Genomic DNA, 20,251 nt, shown 5'->3' on the forward strand with positions numbered 1-20,251 from the left:
GCGGTCACGAATCGTCTTCCCTGTTGTCCACGCCCTTTCGCTCCAACGCGCTTCGCGCTGCGGCGAGCACTTTTTTCTTATCCTCTTCCCCGAACTCGGAATCGCTGAGGATTTTTTTCGAAAGATCCGGCAAATCCTCGTTTGCCGCACGGCGGATGGCCGCTTCCGCAGCGTCGATGTCTTCGATCGCCACATCGTCGAAAACCCCTTCCGTCGCCGACAAGAGGACGGCGATCTGCTCCGGCGCGGAGAAACGATCATATTCGCCTTGCTTGAGCACTTCGCGGATGCGCCGCCCGCGCTCCAGCCGCTGGCGCGTGTCCTTGTCGAGCCGCGCCCCGAAACGGGAAAAGGATTCAAGCTCCTCGAACTGCGCATAATAAAGCCGCAAATCGGGCGCCACCGCGCGATAGGCGCGGCGTTGGGCGTCTCCGCCGACCCTTGAGACCGACAGGCCGATATCCACCGCCGGCAGGACGCCCTTGCTGAAAAGATCAGGAGACAGATAGATCTGGCCGTCGGTGATCGAAATCAGGTTGGTCGGGATATAGGCGGAGATATTCTGCGCCTGGGTTTCGATGACCGGCAGCGCGGTCAGCGAGCCGCCGCCGCGCTCTTTCGACAAATGCGCCGCGCGCTCGAGAAGGCGCGAATGAATGTAAAAAATGTCGCCGGGATAAGCTTCGCGGCCCGGCGGCCGGCGCAGAAGCAAGGACAATTCGCGATAAGCGCGCGCATGACGCGTGAGATCGTCATAGACAATCAAAACATCCCGCCCCTTCTCCATAAAATATTCCGCCATGCTGGTCGCCGCGTAAGGCGCGACGAATTGCAGGCCCGGCGCCTCCTCGCCGCTTGCCGCGACGACAATCGTGCGCTGGCGCATGCCGCCTTTTTCAAGCTGATCGATGACGCGCGCGACCGCCGAGGCGCGCTGGCCGATAGCGCAGTAAATGCAAACGACATCCTCGTTTTTCTGGTTGAGAATGGCGCTGACGGCGACGGCCGTCTTGCCTGTCTGGCGGTCGCCGAGAATGAGCTCGCGCTGGCCGCGGCCTATGGGAATGGCGGCGTCGACGGATTTCAACCCGGTCTGCAAGGGTTCTGCGACAGGCGCGCGATCCATGATCGCCGGCGCCGGGCGTTCGATCGGCCAGCGTTCAGCGGCTTTGACCGGACCGCCCCCGTCGAGCGGCCGGCCAAGCCCGTCCACCACGCGGCCCAGCAAGCCTTCTCCCACCGGCGCATCGACGACCCGTTTGGTGCGCCGCACCTCCGCGCCTGTGTGCAGCTTATCGCCCCCGCCAAGCAGCACAACGCCGACGCCGGTGGTCCGGATGGTGGAGGCGATGCCCATTAACCCGCCGGGAAAGCTCAAAAGCTCATCGGCCAGGAGTTCGGAAAAGCCAGTGACGAAGGCGACGCCTTCGCCGACCTGTGCGACGGCGCCTTCCTCCATCAGACTAAGCCGGGGCGGCGTTTCGCGGCGCGCCTTTGAAAGCTCATCGAAAACATTGTCGCAAGACGCACGCAGGGATAGCGTTTCAGAGCCCGTCATTCCGCCGCCTTTTTCGCTTCGGCGACGCCGGCGTCCGAAAGCGCCGTTCCCAAACGCTCTTCCAGTTCGTCAAGATAGCTGTCGAGGCCCCATTCGACGACCTGGCTGTCGAGGCGCAACCGGATCCCGGCGATCAGGTCTTCTCTTTGGACATAATCGGCGCTCACATCGGCTTGCAGAATGTCCTTGAGCGCCAGTTCGATCGCCTCCCGGTCTTCTGCTTCAAGCGGGAACGCGGATTCGATCTGCGCCGAACTTGTCTCCCGGCGCACTGCGCTTTTCAGTTTTTCCAGCGTTTCTTCTGGCAGCGCGCGAAGCTTTTCCGCAAACGCCGCAATCATGCGCGCTTCAAGCCGGTCATCGGCGAGATCCCGAAACGCCGCGCGCGCGATCGCAAAAAACTCCTCCCCCGCCCGGCGGCGAATATCGCTGAGAACTTCCTGCCGGTCGCCGGAGAGGCGGGCGAACCACGCCGCCCGTTCGGCGTCGACGCTCTCGCGCGTTTGTTTCTCAAGCTCATGTCGCAGCTTGTCGGCTGCAGCGCGCGCCTCGGACAGCATCTCTTCGCGTTTCCGGTCAAGCGCGTCGCGTTCCGCTTTCAATGCGTCGCGTTCCTGTTCGGCTTTCCCGCGCATCGATTCGGCTTCCTGAAGACGGTCCCGGACGCGCTTTTGCCGCCGCTCCATAGCCCGGGTCACCGGACCGTAAAGAAACCTCTTCAGGAGCCAGACAAGGACGAGAAAATTGACGATCTGGGCCGCGACTGTAACCCAATTGATCTCCATGGCATCAGCCTCCGGCCTGCTCTCGGATGGCGCCCCAGAACGGATTTGCAAAGATCAGGATCATCGCCACGACGAAGCAGTAAATCGCCGTCGATTCGATCATCGCCAGGCTGACAAAAAGCGTGCGCGTGATCGTGTTCGATTCATCGGGCTGCTGCGCAATGGCGGCGAGCGCCTGCGCCGCCGCACGCGCTTCCCCCAAGGCGGGACCGATTGAACCGATGGCGATGGTCAATCCGGCTGTAAAAATAGAGACGGCGCCGATAAGGCTTGAAGGGTCCATCTAACTCTCCTTTGAAGACTGGTCTGCGCGCGCCGTTTTAACCTCATGGGCGTGCGTGGCGGACGCAATATAAACCATTGCAAGAACGGCGAAGATATAGGCCTGAATAAATCCCGTAATGAGGCCGAGCAGCTGCATGACGACGGGGAAGAAAAACGGGGTGATGCTGATCAGAATGCCGGCGATCATGGCGCCGCTCATGACATTGCCGTAAAGCCGGACCGCAAGCGCGATGGTGCGCGACAATTCGCTGATCACCGTGAAAGGCAGCATGAAAGGCGTCGGGCGCAGATATTGCTTGAGGTAACCGATAACGCCCCGCGACGCGACGCCGTAAAGCGGAACGGCGACGAAGACGCAGAGCGCGAGCGCCGTCGTCGTTGACAGGGAGCCCGTCGGCGCGGCGTATCCCGGGACGACCGACAGCAGGTTCGAAACGGCGATAAAAACAAAGAGCGTGCCGACAAAAGGGAGATAGCGGCCGGGCTCCTGCCGGCTGACATCCTGAATCTGGTCGGCGAGACCGGTGACGAGCACTTCGAGAAAGTTCTGAAAGGGTGAGATTTCCTCTGTATCCGACAAATTGCGGGTCACGATCCAGGATGCGCCGGCAATCAGCAACATGACCAGCCAGGTAAAAGAGATGGTCGCGTTCAGCTCGAACGCGCCATAGGAGAAAAACACCCATTCGTCCGGACTAATGCGCATGGGAGCGCTCCTTTTCCGCCGCCGCGCCTTGCGCCCGGCGGGCGCGGGCCAAAGAGAGATGACGGGCCGCCAGAAAACCGAGCATCGCGACGCCGATTTCCAGCGCGCCGGCGCCGAGCGCAAGCGCTGCGCCGAGAACCGCCAGCACGGCGGCGAGACGGACAAAAATCATCATGCCGAAGGCGAGGCCGTCCGACCGCCCCGCCGCATGGGCTTTCGTCGCCCGCCACAGCATGTGAAAATAAGCGAGCCCTCCAGCAAAGCCAACGCCGGCGGCGGCGATAAGCACAACAGGGTTCATGTCAAAGCCTTCCTTTCCAGCGGCGGCGAGGTTTGCAAAAGCCAGCGCACCGCGATGGGACTTAAAATGCATGTCGCCAGACTGACGAGCACCACTGTGTTGTAAAGCGCCGGCGGCGTCGCCCAATCCCCCAGGCTAAGGCCGTAGCCCATCACCAATAGCGCGATTTCGGCGCGCGGGATCATGCTGACGCCGATCAGAAGCGCGCCGCGGGGGCGGATGAATCTGAGGGAGGGAAGGCCGACGCCCACAATCTTTCCAAGCGAAGCGGCGGCGAAAAGAATAATCCCGAAACCAAGCGCGCTGAAGATGTACTGAATCTCAACCCCCATGCCGATATGGACAAAAAAGAAGGGCGCGAAAAAATCATAGATCGGCGAAAACGACTGATCGATTTTTCGCTCCACAGGATCGCGGCTGAACGCCAGCCCCGCGAACATGGCGCCGATCGCCAGAGACAATCCCAGAAGATCCGCGGCCGCTGCGATCGCAAACGCCGCGCCCGCGGCGAAGAAAGCGGGCCCGTATTTCGGATCGAGCTGCGCGAAACGCTTTGTGACGCGTTTTTCAATGAACCGGGAAAATACGATGCAGCCTGTGGCGAACAAAGCGAGATTGATCAGAACCAGCGCCGTCTGATGCGCCAGAAGCGGCGCCAGAGACCCGCCGGCGCCGCCCCCGATCAGCGGACCGAGCGCGAACAGGATGCTGATGATGATGACGGCGGATATATCGTCGAGTTCGGCGACATCGATCAGCAACGCGCCCGAAGGCCGTTTAAGCGCTTTCGCGTCGCGCCATACGGCCGTGCTGACTCCGACGCTGGTGGCGCTGAACGCCGCCCCGGAAAGAATCGCCGGGATCAGGCCAAAATCAAATACATACCGCACCACGGCAAAGGCCGTAAGCGCCGAAACCGTTATATCCGACACCCAGACCATGAGCGCCGGGCGAAGTTGCTGCACAAGCGCGGCGAGGTTGCTTTCAAGCCCTACGCGAAAAAGAAGCGCGACAAGGCCGATATTGGCGAACACGCCGATCGTGCGACGCGCATCGACCGATATGAAGTCCGCTGACGGGTCGAGCGTTGAAATCAGAAGACCGAGCATCGTGTAGCCGACAATCGGCGGCATATGAATGCGCTCGAAACTGCGCCGGATAATGACGCTGGAGACGATGATCGCGCCTAACAGCAGGAGAACGATGGAAGCTTCGCCATGCAGTTCAGTCATCGGAGCGCTCCTGACTGACCCAGCGCCAGGCGTTCCAGCAGCCAAGACACACGCCGGCGACAATCAGCGCCAACGTCCAGGAAAAACTTGTCGGCGCAACGCGGTCGAGCCACAGGCCGAGCGCAACGCCGATCAATGTCGGGACCGCAACAGCCCACCCGATGAGCCCGAACATGCCGAAACCGAACCAGATGCTGTGTCGCCCTTCCCGGCGCGCCTTGATCTTGCGGGCGGCCTTGCGTTCGATTTGCGCAGCGCCATTGCCTTGAGGCGATTTATCGTCAGCGGACATTATAATTGCCGCTCCAGCTCGACAAAGCGGCGGATGAGGCCGGTTTCGAGCCGGGCAAGCGCTGAGCGCGCGGCGACTTCCCGCGCGCTGCGCGCCTCGAACTCTGCATGAACGCGGGTCTGCAGGCGCTCAAGCGTGTCTTCGCGCAAAGCATTGCGCGTCGACACGCGAACGGAGCCGCCCATTTTCACAAGAAACCCTTCATCAACGCCAAGGAAGCGTTCCTCGCCCTCCATGGTCTGATAAGCCAGAACGCCCGCCGTCAAAGGCGCGACAAAATCCACATGACGCGGCAGGAGCGCAAAGGACCCGTTCGTCGCCTCGGCGATGATTTTTCCGGCGCGTTCATCCGCCACGATGTCGGTGGGCGTCGTCACCAAGAGCTGCATGTCGACGGGCCGCGTCATGAGGCTTTCTCCGCGGTCTTTTCAAGATCGCCCAGCCCGCCTGTCATATAAAACGCGCTTTCCGGCCTGTCGTTCAGTTCCCCGCTTAGAATGCGCCTGCACCCGTCGAGCGTCTCTTCGAGCGTCACGAAAGCCCCCGGATACCCGCTGAATTTTTCCGTGGAAAAGAACGGCTGCGTCAGGAACCGTTCGAGCCGGCGCGCCTTCGCCACCGTCGCGCGATCCTGTTCGGAAAGCTCTTCCGTGCCCAGCATGGCGATGATGTCTTTGAGCTCTTCATATTCCGCCAGCACCTGCCGGACATCGCGCGCAATGCGGTAATGATCTTTGCTGACGCTGCCGGGCGCGAGAAGCTTCGACGCCGATTTCAGGGGATCGATGGCGGGATAAAGCCCCTGGCTGGCGCGCTTGCGCGAGAGCACGATCGAGGCCGACAGATGGCCGAAGGTGTGCGTCGCCGCGGGGTCGGTGAAATCGTCCGCCGGCACATAGACCGCCTGGATCGAGGTGATGGAGCCCGCCGCCGTATTGCTGATGCGTTCTTCCAGTTCGGCAAGCTCGGTTCCAAGGGTCGGCTGATAGCCGACCCGCGACGGCGTGCGCCCCAACAGACCGGAGACTTCGCCGCCGGCCTGCACGAAGCGGTAAATATTGTCGATGAGAAGGAGAACGTTTTGATGCCGGTCGTCGCGGAAATATTCCGCAATCGTGAGGGCGGCGTGGCCGACGCGAAAGCGCACGGCCGGCGCTTCGTTCATCTGCCCGAACACCAGCACCGTGCGGTCAAGCACCTCCGCCTTCTTCATCTGGCGATAAAGCTCCTCCGCCTCGCGGCAGCGTTCGCCAATGCCGCAAAACAGGCTGACGCCTTCGTGCTCGGCGGCGGTATTGTGAATCATTTCGGTGATCAGCACCGTCTTGCCGACGCCGGCGCCGCCAAAGAGCCCCGCCTTGCCGCCGCGCTCCAGCGGCGCAAGAAGGTCGATGGCCTTGATGCCGGTGACGAAGATGTCCGTCTCCACCGTGCGTTCCGACAAGGGCGCGGGGGCGGCGTGAATGGACCGCCAGTCCACATCGCCGAGCGGCCCGCCATGATCGATGGGTTCGCCCAAGAGATTAATCGCGCGCCCCAGCACCGCCTCGCCCACCGGGGCGCTCAGCGATTCGCCGACAGCGACGACCGGCGCCCCCAGCGCCAGCGCTTTCGAAGGGGTGAAGACAAGCGCGCGAACCGTATGCGGCCCCGTCAGGCTAGCGACTTCAGCAACGATTTCGCCCTTCTCGCCGATCCGCAGCATCGTGTTGAGGGCCGGGGTTTGGCCGGGAAAGCGGACGTCGACAACGCTGGCTTCTATGCCTGTGACTGTGCCGGTTCCGTCATTGTCGCGCATAGGGCTTCATCATTCCATGATCAGGCCGCCTGTCCCCTTGCACGCCTTATCATATGATATTCGCGCACGCGCCGGGCAAGCGCCCCTATTTTGAAGGATGCGCCGGTAAACGCCAAGCCTTACCTTGCTGAATGCGCTCGCGATTCTCCCCGGCCCATGATCGCGCGCCTGGCGGCGCCCGCCTGCGCCCCGCCAGCGTCTCCGCTTGGCTAAAACGTCGTTAAAGCCGGCTCTTTCGCCTGGTCTGGCGCGTCACCATGCCGCGCGGCGTCAGTTGAACGCGTCCGGGAGAGCGCAAAGACTCATGCGGCTTATTTTTTGGGCGGCTCGAAGCCGGCGCTGGCCAGTTCCCGCTTGAGCTGCTCGAAACCGTAAGCAGGCGCGAACTCATCCGTGCGATCGCTGATTTTGTTCCATGCGGCGATCACCTGTTCGCCCGCCTCGGCGCCGCCGCCGACATAAGCGCCTTTCGTAAGAGTGACATTGGCCCGGGCGAAATGCCCCGCGCCGGCGCATAAAATCGCCCGTGTCGGCGCCGCTTCGTTGACGAGCGCCAAAAGGCCGGGGCTGACAAGTTCCGGCGAAAGCTTCTCGAGCGCTTCCGGCGACAACACTCCGTCCGTCATCTGCGTCGCCGCCGTCGGGGCGAGGCAATTCACGCGGATGTCGTATTTTTCGCCCTCGATCGCCAAAGTCTGCATCAAACCGACCAGCGCCATCTTGGCGGCGGCGTAATTCGCCTGGCCGAAATTGCCGTATAGCCCGGAGGAAGAGGTCGTCATGACAAGCCGGCCATAGGCCTGCTGGCGCATGATTTCCCAGACGGCTTTGGTGCAAATCACGGCGCCCATGAGATGCACATCGACCACGAGCCGGAAATCGGCGAGATCCATTTTGGCGAAACTCTTGTCGCGCAAAATGCCGGCGTTGTTGACGAGGATGTCGATCCGACCATAGGCCGTCATGACCCGATCGATCATCGCCGCGACTTGCTCTTCCTCGGTGACCGAAGCAGCGACGCCGATCGCCTCGCCGCCTTTGGCCCTAACCTCTTCCGCAACACGCTGCGCGTCATCTTTATTCAGATCATTGACGATAATTTTGGCGCCATGCCCCGCGAGCATCAGCGCGTGCTGACGGCCCAACCCGCCGCCGGCCCCGGTGACAATCGCAACTCGGTCTTGAAGCTTCATAACCACACCCTTCCAATCAACCCACTTTGACTAACTCACTAGAGAGTTAATATAAGCCCCGCAGCTTCCCCCGCATGATAGGCCGTCACATCAGGATTTTCGTTTGGCTTTTTGCTGCTTGCAGACCGCAACAAAGCCCGCCGCCATGAACGACGCCATGCGCTCTTTCACGGCGAGAAAATCGTCCGACTCGCAAAGGCCGTTTGAGAGTTTGTCGATCCGGCCCGTGCGCGCCAGCGTCAGCATCAAGGCGCCGGTGACGAAATGATAGCCCCAGAAGATGTCTTCTTCGGAACAATCGGGCAACGCTTTTTTCAAAAGATCGATCAGCCGCAACACCACAGGATCGAAATGCTGATCCATCATTTCCGCGCCCCACTCAGGCGTGTTGGCGACCTGAGACGCGAGCGCAGCATAATTTCTCCAGCCCTCGCCGCCTTCAATGTAAAGATCGAGGTCGGTGTCAAGAAACGCCCGCAAGGCGCCTTCGACTGTCGGTTTGCCCTTGGTTTTTTTGTCGTATTCGTCGAGCACCCTCATGCGCCGCTCGCTCGTCACCACGGCGCGGCGTTCGAAGACGGCGTCAAAAAGCTTTTTCTTGTCTTCAAAATAATAGTTGAGGAGCGTGTGATGCACGCCGACACGCTTCGCCACGTCCTTCAGCGTCACGCCATATAACCCATGCTTCGAGAACAGATACTCGGCGGTATCGAGGATTTGCTCGATCGTCTCGGCGCGCTGTTCGGCTTTCGTCAAGCGCTTGCGCTTGGGTTTCGCGGCTGAAGACAAAGCTGGGCCTTTCCGTTTTCTCGTCGCATGTCCCGCCGCCGAAAGGTCAGCATTGCTCATGCGTCATTATACTCCGATCGCAGGCGCATCTTGTCGATTTTGCCTGTAGACGCCAGCGGCATGTTTTGAACGCGTATGACTGCGTCCGGAACCCACCACGGCGCGACCCGTCCGCGCAGCGGCTCCAGGAGCTCCTCGTCGCTGATCGACTGGTGCTCCCGCAACTCCACAAGAAGGATCGGCCGTTCGCCCCATTTAGGGTCGGACCGGCCAATCACCGCGACAAGCGAGACTTGCGGAAGAGCGCCGACAACGGCCTCGATCTCGGCCGGATTTATCCACTCCCCGCCCGACTTGATCAAGTCCTTGGCGCGGCCCGTGATGACAAGATTGCCCTCTGAGTCGATTTTGGCGAGATCGCCCGTGTCAAACCAGCCCTCCGCATCGGTCGCAGGCGCGTCGTGACCGAAATAGCGTTCGATCACAGCCGAGCCGCGCACGCGCAGATGGCCTTCGGCATTGCGTTGTTCCGAGAGCCGTTTTCCTTCGGCGTCGAAAACCATCAGATCGACCCCCACCGCCGGCCGGCCCGACATATAAGCCTTGCGTTCCGGCTCGCCGGGCGGGGCGCTTGTCCCTAATGGCGATAGCTCGGTCATGCCCCAGCTTGTCTGCACCGTGACGCCGAGGCTGCGCTCAAGCCTGTCCATCAGCGCCGGCGCCAGCGGCGCGCCGCCGACCATGATCCGCTTCAGCGACGGAACGTCGCCGCCCTTCGCTTCAAGATGTTCAACAAGACCGAGCCAGACCGTCGGAACGCCCACCGCTATGGTGACGTTCTCGGATTGAATGAGCGTCGCCAAACTCGCGCCATCCGTCAGGCGCCCCGGCAAAACAAGTTTTGCGCCGGCGGCCGGGGCCGCAAAAGGCAGCCCCCATGCATTCGCATGAAACATCGGCACGACAGGCATCACAACATCGAAAGACGTAATGCCGACCACATCGGCCTGAAGCAGCCGCAATGTGTGAAGATAGCTCGAACGATGCGTATAGGTGACGCCTTTCGGCGCGCCCGTCGTGCCGGAGGTAAAACACAAGCCGGACGGCGTGCGCTCATCGAACTCGCCCCAGACAATATCGTGCGCATTGGCTTCGCCGAGCGCAGGCTCCAGCGCGTTGACGCAAACATCCAGTTCATCCGCGCCCCAATTGGGCGGCGCGCCGTCGATCACCAGAATCTGTGCGATAGACGGAGCGCGCGCGACAACCTGCTTTGCGAGCGGCGCCAGGTCGGCGCTGACGATCAAAATCCGCGCTTCCGATTGTTTCACCATGTCGGCGAGCTGCGCCGCCGTCAGGCGCGGATTGAGCGTGTGGCATACGCCGCCCAGCCCCATAATCGCATACCATGCCTCGACATGCGCCTGCGTGTTCCAGGCGAGGGTCGCCACGCGATCGCCGAAACGGACGCCGAGCTCGGCCAGCACCGCCGAAACGCGCAGCGCCCGCTCTCTCAACGCGGCGTATCCCACACGCTCAACAGCGCCATCCTCCCGGGCCGTCACGACCTCGACATCGGGGCGCCATTTGGCGGCGTGGTCGATGAACTTGTTGAGAGTTAGCGCATATGGCTGCATCGCGCCGTCAATCATCGGCACCCCGGCGCCTGCGGCGGCAGAGGCGGAGAGGCGACGCCGACATTCCAGGTCCAGGGAATGTCTCCTGCGGCGCGGCGCCGGCACATCACTTCCTCATGCAGTTCGAACATGCCGGGAAGAAGATGCGTCGCCCGGCCTTCCGGCGCGTCCGCGAAATACATATAGGCTTCATCAGAGGAATAAGGACGCCACGAAGGATAGCCCTGCGCGCTTGGCTCGCCGTCCCGCGCGAATGACGTCCAATAGCCGACCATCGCGTCGGACATTTCTTGTTCGCGATCCGTATCGGGAATATCCGGCCAGTTCGGCGTCGCCTTGTCTATCGTGCCGAGCGCATAAGGAATTTCACTGGCGTGAAAGGCGTGGAGCCCCATCTCATTCGCCGCCGGATAACCATGATCGAAGATGTAGAGATAGCCTTCGGCGCCAATCTCGGTCTGCTTGCGCACGAGACGCTCGGCAGTCCAGCCATACATCGCGTCGCGCGTCGTCGCGAGCATGCTTTCCTCGATGTTTTTCGGCGGATATTGCTTCAGGAACGCCTCGGCGAGCTCGCCATAGCGGGCGCGGATTTCGGCTTCATAGGCGTCGGCGTTTTTCGGCGGCTTCGGCAGGAGCGCCCGAAGCGACCGGATCTCGCCGCTGTTAAACCCCGCCAGAATCGGGACCGGCGCCTGTTCGCCGCGATCAAACATATTGACGAGTTCATCGGAGAGCACGACGCCATCCACCGTGCCCCATGCGGCATAACCGGTCTTCAGCGATTTCTTTGTAAGCGAAAACGCATCCATCTCGCGCAAAGCCGCAATATCTTCGGCTTCAAGCTTGTCAGCGACATAGAGCCCGACAGCCTCGGCCGCCGGCATGCCGTAACGCTGCTCTTTCAGCGACGGAGTCGAAATCATATAGGCGCTTTGGGCGACCGCTTTGTCAAAGAGCCCACGCGCCGGCGGCGACGCCATGAGATACATTACGCTGAGCGCGCCCGCGGATTCGCCCGCGATCGTTACATTGTCCGGATCGCCGCCGAACGCGCCAATATTACGCTGGACCCATTCGAGCGCGGCGATCTGGTCAAGAAGACCGTAATTGCCGGAAACGCCGTCCGGCGATTCCGCACTCAATTCCGGATGCGCCAGATATCCCAGAATGCCGAGACGATAATTTATCGAGACGAAAATGACGCCGCGCTTGGCGAAGGCGGCGCCGTCATACATGGAAACGCCGCTCGCGCCGCTCCTTAACGCGCCGCCATGGATCCATACAAACACCGGCGCGTTCTGCGCATCCTTCGGCTTCCAGATATTCAGCGACAGACAGTCTTCGCTGTACGCGCTCACATTCTCATCGTAGATGCTGTCTTTGTTGGCGCGGTATTGCATGCAGGCCGGGCCGAACGCGCCCGCATCGAACGCGCCTTCCCATTGCTCCGCCGGCGCCGGCGGCTTCCAGCGCCGGTTGCCGACGGGCGCCGCTGCATAGGGAATGCCCTTGAAAGCCTGGACGCCCTCTTCGGCAACGCCCCTGACTTTGCCTGCCGGAGCCTTCACAAGAACGCCGCCCTGACCGCCGTCGCCTGCATGGGCGCAGGCGATATTCGCCGCCAACAAAGCCGCCGCCGCCAGGCGAGAGAAAAAAGACATCAGACGGCTCCTTCAGCTTCAGCGGCCTCGCGGCGCAGCGCCCGCGCCAGCCCCAGAAACAGCGCCACCGCCAGGAAATAAAATGGAATGAGCGTATAGAAGGCGAGCTGCAGCGAATTGTCCGGATGGCTCACGCGGAAGAAATCGCTGGCCATGCCGAGATAAGTCGGGCCGAAGCCAAGACCGATCAGATTCATGACGAGGAGGAGGAGCGCGCCCGAAAGCACGCGCTGATTCGGCTTCACCTCTTCTTGCACCAACGCGACCGCGGGCGAAAGATAGAAATAGTTGAGGCCCGTAGGGATTGCGAGGAAAGCCAGCGCCAGCGGCCAGCTCGGCGCCCAGACAAAGCCCGCGAAAAACGGAACGGCGAGCGTCAGGCCGACCGCCGGAACATAGGCATATGCGGTTTTCGACCGCTTCCCGAGCCAATCGACGAGCCGCCCCGACGCATACATGCCGGCGCTGACGCAGATGCCAATGAGAAGCGCGTAATAGACGGCGACCTCGCTCAAGGTCATTCCCTTTTCCCGCATCAAAAAGAGCGTGGTGAAATTCAAGACTGCATAAGTCACGAATTGCGTCGCGCCGCTGCCGAGAGAGATCAGGAGCAGCACGGGCCGGTTGAAAAACATACGGCAAGTCGACCAGAAACCTTCCGCGGGAACCGTCGATGCCGGCGCCGGCGCTTCGTCTTTTTTGATGTCGAGCCCGCCGCGCTTGGGCTCGCGGACGAAGAAAAAGACAACAAGAGCAACAAGCACGCCGATGACGCCTACAGACACAAAAGCGTCGCGCCAGCTATAGGCGTCGGCGATCGAGGCGCCGAAGGCGACGCCCATCGCCATCCCGATGGGCGGGCCCATATTGTAAATGCCGAGCGCCCGGCCACGAGTGCCCGACGGAAAATAATCGGAGATGATGGCGTAGGACGGCGGCACGCCGCCCGCTTCGCCAACGCCCACCGTCATGCGCGCGGCGACGAGTTGCGGAAAGGTCCTCGACAGACCGCAAGCGATCGTTGCGGCGCTCCAGATGAAACAGGCGAAAGAAAGCACTTTCACGCGGTTGGTCTTGTCGGCGAACCAGCCGACCGGGAGCGCGATCAGCGTATAAAACAGCGCGAAATAAAGACCGGTGATCAGCCCGAGCTGACCGTCGCTGATATGCAGATCGTCCTGGATCGGCTTCGCCAGAATGGACAGAAGCTGCCGGTCCAGAAAATTCAACACATAAACGAAACACAAGACGCCGAGCACCCACCAGGCCCGCGCGCCCGGCCCCGCTGCGGAAGCAGCGGGGCCGGTTGCGGGAGCAGGCGCGACGTCAGTCGGCGGTACGGTTTGCGTGGTGTTCATCGCTTAATATTGATAACCGAGTCGCACGCCGATCGTACGCGGCCGCAAGGTGCTGGCGCGCGCATCCGCGAACGCCTCGGGATGACGGTATATGATCGAATGGTCGTCGGTCAGGTTCTCAACATAAAGCGTAGCCTTCAAGTTCTGATTGAACTCCGCGCCGAGCGACAGATTCACGTTCTGATACGGCTCGGTAAAGCCATAAGTCGGGGCCTGAACGCCCGGCTGTCCCGGCACATTCGGAAACTGATTGGGGAAGTCGCCGACATGGCGCACATTTGCGGAGAAAAAGCCCCTGATATCCGGCGTGATGTCGGTGGCGTATCTCAGATAAGCCCCGCCCTGGAAAGTCGGAAACGCAAGCGATACGCCTTCAACCGCGCCGGAAATCGCCGCCTCCTCCGCCGTGAGGTCCGTGACTTCCGTATCGTTCACCGATCCGTTGAGACCGATCGACAGCCCTTCCATAGGCAACACGTTAATCTCGAATTCAAAGCCTTTGCTTCGCGCTTCGCCGATATTGGTGGCGAACTGCACCGAGTCCGAGACGCGGTTCGCCTGCACCTGAATGTTGCTCCAGTTGATCAGATAGGCGGCGAGATTGGCGTTCAGCTTGCCGTCGAACCAGTTTCCTTTCAGGCCGATCTCATAGTTTTTCAACTTGTCCGACGAAGCGCCGTCAGGGATAACAATGTCCGTCGGATCGACTGTGCTCGGGAGCCCGGCGCGCGCATTCACCGCCGGCGCCCGGAAGCCGGTCGAGTAGGTCGCGTAAGCCGTTATGTTGTCCATCGGCTTATACGATGCGCTGAACTTGTAGGACGGACCGGTTTCTTTGCCCTTCTCACCCACCGCAGGCATGATTGGGCTAACTGTCAGCGGACCGGGCACGCCGAAAAGGGCGTTGACGAGATAGTTGCTGTCATAACCGCCCGTGGTGAAGCCTTGCACGTCCAGCTTGCCGTACCGAAGACCGCCGGTCAGCCAGAAATTATCGCTAAAGCGATAGGTCAGCTCGCCAAAGCCTGCGAGCTCGTGCGAGATCGAGTGATTGAAACGACGCTGATAATATTCATCGGGAAGCCCCGTCATGCCATAAGCATCAAGGAAGGCGGGGTCCGAACGGTAGAAGAGATCGACGTCCCGTCTCTTGTAATAGTAAAAGGCGCCGAGCACCCATTCGAACTTGCTGTCCGTCGTGGAGACCAGCCGCGCCTCTTCGACGAAGGAGTCATCGTAAGCGAACGCATCGAGCGCAAAGGGAATTGCGCCGCCGAAGGTGGCGTCGAGATCGATGATGAAAGACTGATCGTAAATCGAATAGGTCGTTGAGCTCGTAAAGTCTGCAAAGCCGAGATCGAGGTCCAGCGTCGCGTTGTAGGACTCAAGAGTGCCGCCATATTTGTCGGGACGGCGCGTCCTGCGCGTTTCGCGGTCAGGATCGAGCGCGGGATTGATGAGCTGGGCGTCTTCCGGATCGCTTTCCTCGCGCAGCGCCATCAGGCGCAGGGACGCCCATTCCTTCGGCTCCCACAGCACGATGAAGCGGCCGCCCCAGTTTTTGAGCGTGTTGGCGTTGTCGACGCCGGTTCCGATATTGGTCACCCAGCCTTCTTCGTCCCGATAAAAGCCGACAACGCGCACCGCCAGTTCGTCTTCGATGAGCGGGATGTTGACCATGCCATTGTAGCGCTGGCGGAAGGAGTCATCGTCCGTCAGGCCGAAATCGACAAGCGTCTCGGCCTCAAATTCATTGAGATCAGGACTTTTTGTCAGGAGACGAATGGCGCCGGCGAGCGAGCCGGACCCGAACAGGGTGCCCTGCGGACCGCGCAGAAATTCGACGCGCTCCACATCGAAGAGAGTCGAATCGAGCTGCGTGGAGTTGCCATTCGCCGAGATCGGCAATTCATCGATATAGACCGCAACCGAGTTTTGCAGGTTCGCCTGATAACCGTTCGTCGCAATGCCCCGCACGGAGAATGTGTTGAAGTTCGACGTCGGCTTGTTGAGGACGGCGCCCGGCGTTTCGAGCGCCAGCCCTTCATAGCCGACAATGCCCTTCTCAGTGAGCTCATCCTGCGAAAAGGCGGTCACGCTGAGCGGCACATCCTGCAGACTCTGCTCCCGGCGCGTCGCGGTGACGACGATTCGGTCATCGCCGGCGCCATCGGCCTGATTTTCTGCAGATTGCGGGTCCGTCGCCTGCGCCAGGGCCGAACCAGACAGAATAAAGAACGCGGCCGCTGATGCGGACGCAAAAAGCTCGCTTTTCATAAAACTAACCCTCCCGGATCGCCGATCTTTTTTCGCCGGCATGCCAGCATTATTGGATAAGAAAATTACTCGAGTCAACACTCACTATCGTGTGTGTGAATAAAGTTCGAAACGTTGGAGAGTCTCCATGCCCGCGATGATGAGCGCGCCAAAATGCTGCAACTGCGAAAGCGCTCGCCGGCATTGTCGGGATGCGGATCACTCCTTTCCGCAAAGATGAAGCCCCGCCACCAAAGGACCGGCGACTGCCTTCAATCAACAGCTTAATCGGAACAAAATTGACGGCGCCAGTCATTTACGGCAACACTCACACGCAAGTGAATGTCTTCAAAGTCACGCTTTGGGAGCCGGCAATCTTTGAATTCAAGCAAGTCGTTTGCCGCGCTGCGATTTTTGCTATCGCGACGGCGGGCGGGCTTCGATTTCCCGGCTGTGCTCCACAACAGCATTCACATGAGATCGGCGAATGCGGCTTTCGCACGGGAGAGTAACGCCATGAATGACGACTTTGACAACAATCAACCGGGCAATTTTATTCGTATGCAAATAAAGCTCTGCGCACGGTGTTTTCTTATCGCCGCCGCGCTTCTTATCGCCGCCTGCGCGCAAGAAACTTCACTGTCCGAAGAAACGTCGGAGGCAGCGAAACAGACTTCCGAAGCGGGCGCCGGCGAAACATCGGCGCCACCCCCGTCGCGTCCAAACCCTTTGCGCAATGTCTATTTCGGCGATCTCCACCTGCACACGCGCAATTCTTACGACGCCTATCTTTTCAATGTCCGTGCGACGCCGGAAGACGCCTATGCTTATGCAAAGGGCGGGACCATCAAACACCCCATGGGCTTTGATTTGCAGATGAATTCCGGCCCGCTGGATTTTCTCGCCGTCACCGACCATGCTGAATATCTCGGCGTTTTGGAGGCGATCGACACGCCGGGAACGGAATATTCAAAAGCCCCCTATGCAAAAGACCTTTTCTCCAGTGACCGCGGCGACGTGATCGCTGCTTTCGGGCATTTCGTCGTGAGCCTCAGAACCGGCGAAATTCTTCCGGAACTGTCGGACATGTCCGCGACAAAATCGGCGTGGCGGCAAACAATCGACAGCGCCGAACGCAATTACGAACCAGGCGTCTTCACCACCTTCATCGGTTACGAGTTCACATCCCTGCCGGAAATGCGCAATCTCCACCGCAACGTCATTTTTGCAAGCGATAAAGCGCCGCCCGCGCCTTTCTCAGCCTTTGATGCGCAAAACCCGGAAGACCTTTGGCGCTGGCTCGACGCCAAGCGCGCGGAAGGCATGGAAGCGCTGGCGATCCCGCATAACGCCAACGCGTCGGACGGAACCATGTTCGAACGCGTAAAATGGAACGGCCAGCCTATCGACCGCGCCTATGCCGAGCTCAGAATGCGCAATGAACCGCTGGTTGAAATCATTCAGACCAAAGGCCAGTCGGAGACCCTGCCGCTGCTCTCGCCCAATGACGAGTTCGCCGGTTTCGAGGTCATGGATCTTTATGTCGGCTCGATCAAACCGGTCACGACGTTCGCAGGCGGTTATGTGCGCGACGCCTTGAAGCGCGGGCTTGAAACTGAAGCCCGCATCGGCGCCAACCCTTATAAAATGGGCGTCGTCGCCGGCAGCGACGGCCATAACGCCGCCGCACCTTATGAAGAGGACAATTACTTCGCCAATCACGGCGTCCTGGACGGAAAGCCCGAACTGCGCGGATCCGTTCCGCCGCCGGACTACGAAAGCTGGGACGCCTATTACGCCGACGGCGGGCGGGCGCCGCGGGCCATGGGCTCTGGCGGGCTTACCGGCGTCTGGGCGGAGGAGAACACGCGCGCTTCTCTTTTCGCCGCCATGCGCCGGAAGGAGACATTCGGCACCTCGGGTCCGCGCATCCGCGTGCGGTTGTTCGCCGGTTACGGCCTTGAAGGCGTCAATCTGGCGACCGACGAAGGCGTGCGCGCGGCTTACGAGAATGGCGTTCCCATGGGCGGCGATCTCGTTGCGAAGCAGGACGAAACACCGCAGTTCGCCGTCATCGCCATGCGCGACATTCATTCGGCGCCGCTGCAACGCATTCAGATCGTGAAAGGCTGGACCGACGAAACCGGCAAGTCTTTCGAAAAAGTCTTCGACGTCGCCTGCGCCGATAACGGCGCGGTCGACCCGGCGACCCATCGCTGTCCCGATAATGGCGCGACGGCAGACCTTGAGACTTGCGAATTCTCCGAAGACAAGGGCGACGCCGAACTTCAAAGCTTATGGACCGATCCTGAATTCGACCCCGCGCAAAACGCCTTTTATTACGCGCGCGTGCTTGAAAACCCAACCTGCCGCTGGTCCACATGGGACGCCATTCGCGCCGGCGTCGCCCCCAATCCGAAACTCGCAAAGACAATCCAGGAGCGCGCCTACACCTCGCCGATCTGGTTCACGCCGGCAAATGATGACCAGTGAAACGCCGCAGACGGCCGGGAGCCGGGGCGCATTTTCGCGCGCCGCGCGCGAGCCGCTTGTTCAGTTTCTCGTCGCAGGGCTTGTCCTGTTTACGGCGAACGGCCTCCTCAATGGCGAAGAACAGCAGCGGGCGCAGGACGAAATCGCGGTTACAGAAGGCCGCGTCGAACAGATCGCCGAGAGCTATCGCCTGCTCTCCGGACGCCCGCCCAGCCGCGCCGAATTAGAGGCGCTGGTGGATGATTTCATTCTTGAAGAAATCTATTATCGCGAAGCCGTCGCGATGGGCCTCGACGCCGACGACACGATCGTGCGCCGCCGGATGCGCCAGAAGCTCGAATTTCTCGCCGAAGACGCCGAGGCCAGCAAAGAACCAAGCGAGGAAGAGCTTGCGGCCTGGCTCGCTTCCCACAAGCAAGACTATCGCCTGCCGGCGCGCATTTCCTTCCGTCAAATTCTCGCCAGCCGCGATAGGCGCGGCGCGAAGGCGACATCGGACGCGGCGGAATTTCTAAAAGCCCTGAAAACGGGCGCCGACCCTGAAAATCTCGGCGATGCGTCCATGCTGCCTTCCGCCCTGCCGCTGACGACGCAAGAAGGCGTCGCCGCCCTGTTCGGCGAGGCTTTCGCATCAACGCTTTTCGAACATAAAGGCGAAGGCTGGTTCGGGCCGGTCGCCTCCCCTTTCGGCGCCCATAACATTTTCATCCTCTCGCAAGAGCCCGCACGCGATCCGGCGCTCGATGACGTGCGCGGCAAGCTGCGCGCCGACTGGATAGAAGCGCGGCGAAGGAAAACGCGCGAAGACTTCCGGGCGCGTCTGCGCCAGCGTTATGAGGTCAGCATCGACTGGCCCGGCGTTTATCAGGACCAGCCGGCGCCGGCCGGCGCCATGAGCGCGGACTAGCCCATGCGCGCGCGGCTTCTCTTCCTGTTCGCCGTCATGATTGGCGTTATTGCGCCCGCAGCAGCGCACGAAGTCCGCCCCGCTTATCTCCAGATCCGCGAGATCGAACCGTCGACTTACGACATTCTCTGGAAGACGCCGGCGCAGGGCGACATGCGTCTTGCGCTCAATGTCGTCCTGCCGCCCGACTGCCGAAATCTCAGCGAGCCGCGCCTGACGCCTGTCAACGGAGCGGCGATTGAACGCTGGCGCACGGTCTGTAAAGGCGGGCTTCCCGGCAAAAAGATTATTATCGAGAATCTCGAAACCAGCCTCACCGACGCCATCATGCATTTCGAACCGTTATCCGGTTCGCCGAAGACGTTGCGCATGAACGCCGCCGCGCCGCGCGCCGAAATTCCGGCAAAGCAATCCCTCTGGGACGTCGCCGGCGCCTATTTTCATCTCGGCGTCGAACACATTCTGTTCGGCTTCGACCATCTTTTATTTGTGCTCTGCCTTTTGATCCTGGTCGGCGATGTGAAACGCCTTCTCGGCGCCGTCACCGCGTTCACGCTCGCGCATTCGATCACGCTCGCCGGCACGACATTCGGCTGGATGAGCCTGGCGATCGCCCCGGTGGAGGCGTGCATCGCGCTTTCCATCGCTTTTCTCGCAGCGGAGATCGTAAGAACGCGCCACGGCGAGACCGGCGCAATGCAGCGCTGGCCCTGGATCGCCGCGTTCGGTTTCGGCCTGTTGCACGGTTTTGGCTTCGCCTCGGCGCTACGCGAGATCGGCCTGCCTGACGGCGCCGTTCCCCTCGCATTGTTATTCTTCAATCTCGGCGTCGAGGCGGGACAGATTCTCTTTATCGCTTCCGTGCTTGCGGTGATGTTGCTGTGGAGAAGAGCGGCGCCCCCGCCGCCCCAATGGGCGCAGCGCGCCCCGCCTTACGCCGCCGGAATCATCGCCGGTTTCTGGTTCGTCGAACGCACGGTCAGCATTTTGCTTTGAA

At 60.9% G+C, this 20,251-nt stretch carries 19 protein-coding genes; 4 read left to right on the forward strand and 15 right to left on the reverse strand.

Translation table 11 applies throughout. The annotated features are described in order from the left end of the window. Window positions 1-4 precede the first annotated feature (4 nt). The 15 genes from CW354_RS01485 to CW354_RS01555 form a co-directional block, all read right to left on the reverse strand. Window positions 5-1,558: an alternate F1F0 ATPase, F1 subunit alpha gene (locus CW354_RS01485; RefSeq protein ID WP_104828271.1), complete on the reverse strand. Its 1,554-nt coding sequence runs from the start codon at window positions 1,556-1,558 to the stop codon at window positions 5-7. After that, complete coding sequence (locus CW354_RS01490; protein WP_104828272.1) at window positions 1,555-2,343, reverse strand: F0F1 ATP synthase subunit delta; 789 nt, start codon at window positions 2,341-2,343, stop codon at window positions 1,555-1,557. Before CW354_RS01490 ends, CW354_RS01485 begins: the two co-directional genes overlap by 4 nt. Before the next feature lie 4 nt (window positions 2,344-2,347). Continuing rightward, the gene (locus CW354_RS01495; protein ID WP_104828273.1) at window positions 2,348-2,626 is read right to left on the reverse strand and encodes a F0F1 ATP synthase subunit C; all 279 of its coding nucleotides are present in this window, start codon (window positions 2,624-2,626) and stop codon (window positions 2,348-2,350) included. After that, complete coding sequence (locus tag CW354_RS01500; RefSeq protein WP_104828274.1) at window positions 2,627-3,334, reverse strand: F0F1 ATP synthase subunit A; 708 nt, start codon at window positions 3,332-3,334, stop codon at window positions 2,627-2,629. It lies immediately after the preceding gene. Then, window positions 3,324-3,635: an N-ATPase subunit AtpR gene (locus CW354_RS01505; protein ID WP_165793469.1), complete on the reverse strand. Its 312-nt coding sequence runs from the start codon at window positions 3,633-3,635 to the stop codon at window positions 3,324-3,326. Before CW354_RS01505 ends, CW354_RS01500 begins: the two co-directional genes overlap by 11 nt. Then, entirely contained in the window at window positions 3,632-4,867 is a 1,236-nt protein-coding gene (locus CW354_RS01510; protein WP_104828276.1) for a cation:proton antiporter, read from the reverse strand. Before CW354_RS01510 ends, CW354_RS01505 begins: the two co-directional genes overlap by 4 nt. Beyond that, window positions 4,860-5,159 carry an AtpZ/AtpI family protein gene (locus CW354_RS01515; protein ID WP_104828277.1) on the reverse strand — a complete coding sequence of 100 codons (300 nt, stop codon included), beginning with the start codon at window positions 5,157-5,159 and terminating at the stop codon, window positions 4,860-4,862. Before CW354_RS01515 ends, CW354_RS01510 begins: the two co-directional genes overlap by 8 nt. Next, window positions 5,159-5,566: a F0F1 ATP synthase subunit epsilon gene (locus CW354_RS01520; RefSeq protein WP_207764609.1), complete on the reverse strand. Its 408-nt coding sequence runs from the start codon at window positions 5,564-5,566 to the stop codon at window positions 5,159-5,161. The genes CW354_RS01515 and CW354_RS01520 overlap by 1 nt, the downstream gene beginning before the upstream one ends. Then, window positions 5,563-6,957 carry a F0F1 ATP synthase subunit beta gene (atpD, locus tag CW354_RS01525; protein WP_104828278.1) on the reverse strand — a complete coding sequence of 465 codons (1,395 nt, stop codon included), beginning with the start codon at window positions 6,955-6,957 and terminating at the stop codon, window positions 5,563-5,565. The genes CW354_RS01520 and atpD overlap by 4 nt, the downstream gene beginning before the upstream one ends. 311 nt (window positions 6,958-7,268) lie before the next feature. Further along, window positions 7,269-8,150, reverse strand: a complete 882-nt coding sequence (locus CW354_RS01530; protein ID WP_104828279.1) for an SDR family NAD(P)-dependent oxidoreductase — start codon at window positions 8,148-8,150, stop codon at window positions 7,269-7,271. Between the two features lie 90 nt (window positions 8,151-8,240). After that, window positions 8,241-8,939, reverse strand: coding sequence for a TetR/AcrR family transcriptional regulator (locus tag CW354_RS01535; RefSeq protein WP_423793518.1), 699 nt, complete (start codon window positions 8,937-8,939; stop codon window positions 8,241-8,243). Between the two features lie 56 nt (window positions 8,940-8,995). After that, window positions 8,996-10,591, reverse strand: coding sequence for an AMP-binding protein (locus tag CW354_RS01540; protein ID WP_104828281.1), 1,596 nt, complete (start codon window positions 10,589-10,591; stop codon window positions 8,996-8,998). Further along, window positions 10,588-12,240 (reverse strand): carboxylesterase/lipase family protein, encoded by a 1,653-nt coding sequence (locus CW354_RS01545; protein WP_104828282.1) that lies wholly within the window; start codon window positions 12,238-12,240, stop codon window positions 10,588-10,590. The genes CW354_RS01540 and CW354_RS01545 overlap by 4 nt, the downstream gene beginning before the upstream one ends. Further along, window positions 12,240-13,598, reverse strand: a complete 1,359-nt coding sequence (locus tag CW354_RS01550; RefSeq protein ID WP_104828283.1) for a spinster family MFS transporter — start codon at window positions 13,596-13,598, stop codon at window positions 12,240-12,242. The genes CW354_RS01545 and CW354_RS01550 overlap by 1 nt, the downstream gene beginning before the upstream one ends. 3 nt (window positions 13,599-13,601) lie before the next feature. Then, window positions 13,602-15,875 carry a TonB-dependent receptor gene (locus CW354_RS01555; RefSeq protein ID WP_104828284.1) on the reverse strand — a complete coding sequence of 758 codons (2,274 nt, stop codon included), beginning with the start codon at window positions 15,873-15,875 and terminating at the stop codon, window positions 13,602-13,604. A 191-nt stretch (window positions 15,876-16,066) separates the two neighbouring features. Here CW354_RS01555 and CW354_RS22855 point away from each other — a divergent pair, with 191 nt between their 5' ends. The 4 genes from CW354_RS22855 to CW354_RS01570 are packed head-to-tail and all read left to right on the forward strand — an operon-like array spanning window position 16,067 to window position 20,250. Continuing rightward, a complete protein-coding gene (locus CW354_RS22855; RefSeq protein ID WP_133162114.1) occupies window positions 16,067-16,366 on the forward strand; it encodes a hypothetical protein in 300 nt (99 codons plus the stop codon). A gap of 4 nt (window positions 16,367-16,370) precedes the next feature. Next, complete coding sequence (locus tag CW354_RS01560; RefSeq protein ID WP_207764612.1) at window positions 16,371-18,347, forward strand: DUF3604 domain-containing protein; 1,977 nt, start codon at window positions 16,371-16,373, stop codon at window positions 18,345-18,347. Further along, window positions 18,334-19,254 (forward strand): peptidyl-prolyl cis-trans isomerase, encoded by a 921-nt coding sequence (locus tag CW354_RS01565; RefSeq protein WP_104828285.1) that lies wholly within the window; start codon window positions 18,334-18,336, stop codon window positions 19,252-19,254. Before CW354_RS01560 ends, CW354_RS01565 begins: the two co-directional genes overlap by 14 nt. A gap of 3 nt (window positions 19,255-19,257) precedes the next feature. Beyond that, on the forward strand, window positions 19,258-20,250 hold the full coding sequence (locus CW354_RS01570) for a HupE/UreJ family protein (protein WP_104828286.1): 993 nt from the start codon (window positions 19,258-19,260) through the stop codon (window positions 20,248-20,250). Window position 20,251: the final 1 nt, after the last annotated feature.

This window comes from Hyphococcus luteus (assembly GCF_002943565.1).
GTDB lineage: Bacteria > Pseudomonadota > Alphaproteobacteria > Caulobacterales > Parvularculaceae > Hyphococcus > Hyphococcus luteus.

What these genes read in the sequence shown, in the direction of transcription:
- atpD (WP_104828278.1), bottom strand. Translation starts at nt 6,957, where the DNA reads ATGCGCGACAATGACGGAACCGGCACAGTCACAGGCATAGAAGCCAGC.
- CW354_RS01565 (WP_104828285.1), top strand. Translation starts at nt 18,334, where the DNA reads ATGATGACCAGTGAAACGCCGCAGACGGCCGGGAGCCGGGGCGCATTT.
- CW354_RS01545 (WP_104828282.1), bottom strand. Translation starts at nt 12,240, where the DNA reads ATGTCTTTTTTCTCTCGCCTGGCGGCGGCGGCTTTGTTGGCGGCGAAT.
- CW354_RS01520 (WP_207764609.1), bottom strand. Translation starts at nt 5,566, where the DNA reads ATGACGCGGCCCGTCGACATGCAGCTCTTGGTGACGACGCCCACCGAC.
- CW354_RS01570 (WP_104828286.1), top strand. Translation starts at nt 19,258, where the DNA reads ATGCGCGCGCGGCTTCTCTTCCTGTTCGCCGTCATGATTGGCGTTATT.
- CW354_RS01490 (WP_104828272.1), bottom strand. Translation starts at nt 2,343, where the DNA reads ATGGAGATCAATTGGGTTACAGTCGCGGCCCAGATCGTCAATTTTCTC.
- CW354_RS01510 (WP_104828276.1), bottom strand. Translation starts at nt 4,867, where the DNA reads ATGACTGAACTGCATGGCGAAGCTTCCATCGTTCTCCTGCTGTTAGGC.
- CW354_RS01560 (WP_207764612.1), top strand. Translation starts at nt 16,371, where the DNA reads ATGAATGACGACTTTGACAACAATCAACCGGGCAATTTTATTCGTATG.
- CW354_RS22855 (WP_133162114.1), top strand. Translation starts at nt 16,067, where the DNA reads ATGCGGATCACTCCTTTCCGCAAAGATGAAGCCCCGCCACCAAAGGAC.
- CW354_RS01515 (WP_104828277.1), bottom strand. Translation starts at nt 5,159, where the DNA reads ATGTCCGCTGACGATAAATCGCCTCAAGGCAATGGCGCTGCGCAAATC.
- CW354_RS01485 (WP_104828271.1), bottom strand. Translation starts at nt 1,558, where the DNA reads ATGACGGGCTCTGAAACGCTATCCCTGCGTGCGTCTTGCGACAATGTT.
- CW354_RS01495 (WP_104828273.1), bottom strand. Translation starts at nt 2,626, where the DNA reads ATGGACCCTTCAAGCCTTATCGGCGCCGTCTCTATTTTTACAGCCGGA.
- CW354_RS01555 (WP_104828284.1), bottom strand. Translation starts at nt 15,875, where the DNA reads ATGAAAAGCGAGCTTTTTGCGTCCGCATCAGCGGCCGCGTTCTTTATT.
- CW354_RS01550 (WP_104828283.1), bottom strand. Translation starts at nt 13,598, where the DNA reads ATGAACACCACGCAAACCGTACCGCCGACTGACGTCGCGCCTGCTCCC.
- CW354_RS01505 (WP_165793469.1), bottom strand. Translation starts at nt 3,635, where the DNA reads ATGAACCCTGTTGTGCTTATCGCCGCCGCCGGCGTTGGCTTTGCTGGA.
- CW354_RS01540 (WP_104828281.1), bottom strand. Translation starts at nt 10,591, where the DNA reads ATGATTGACGGCGCGATGCAGCCATATGCGCTAACTCTCAACAAGTTC.
- CW354_RS01530 (WP_104828279.1), bottom strand. Translation starts at nt 8,150, where the DNA reads ATGAAGCTTCAAGACCGAGTTGCGATTGTCACCGGGGCCGGCGGCGGG.
- CW354_RS01500 (WP_104828274.1), bottom strand. Translation starts at nt 3,334, where the DNA reads ATGCGCATTAGTCCGGACGAATGGGTGTTTTTCTCCTATGGCGCGTTC.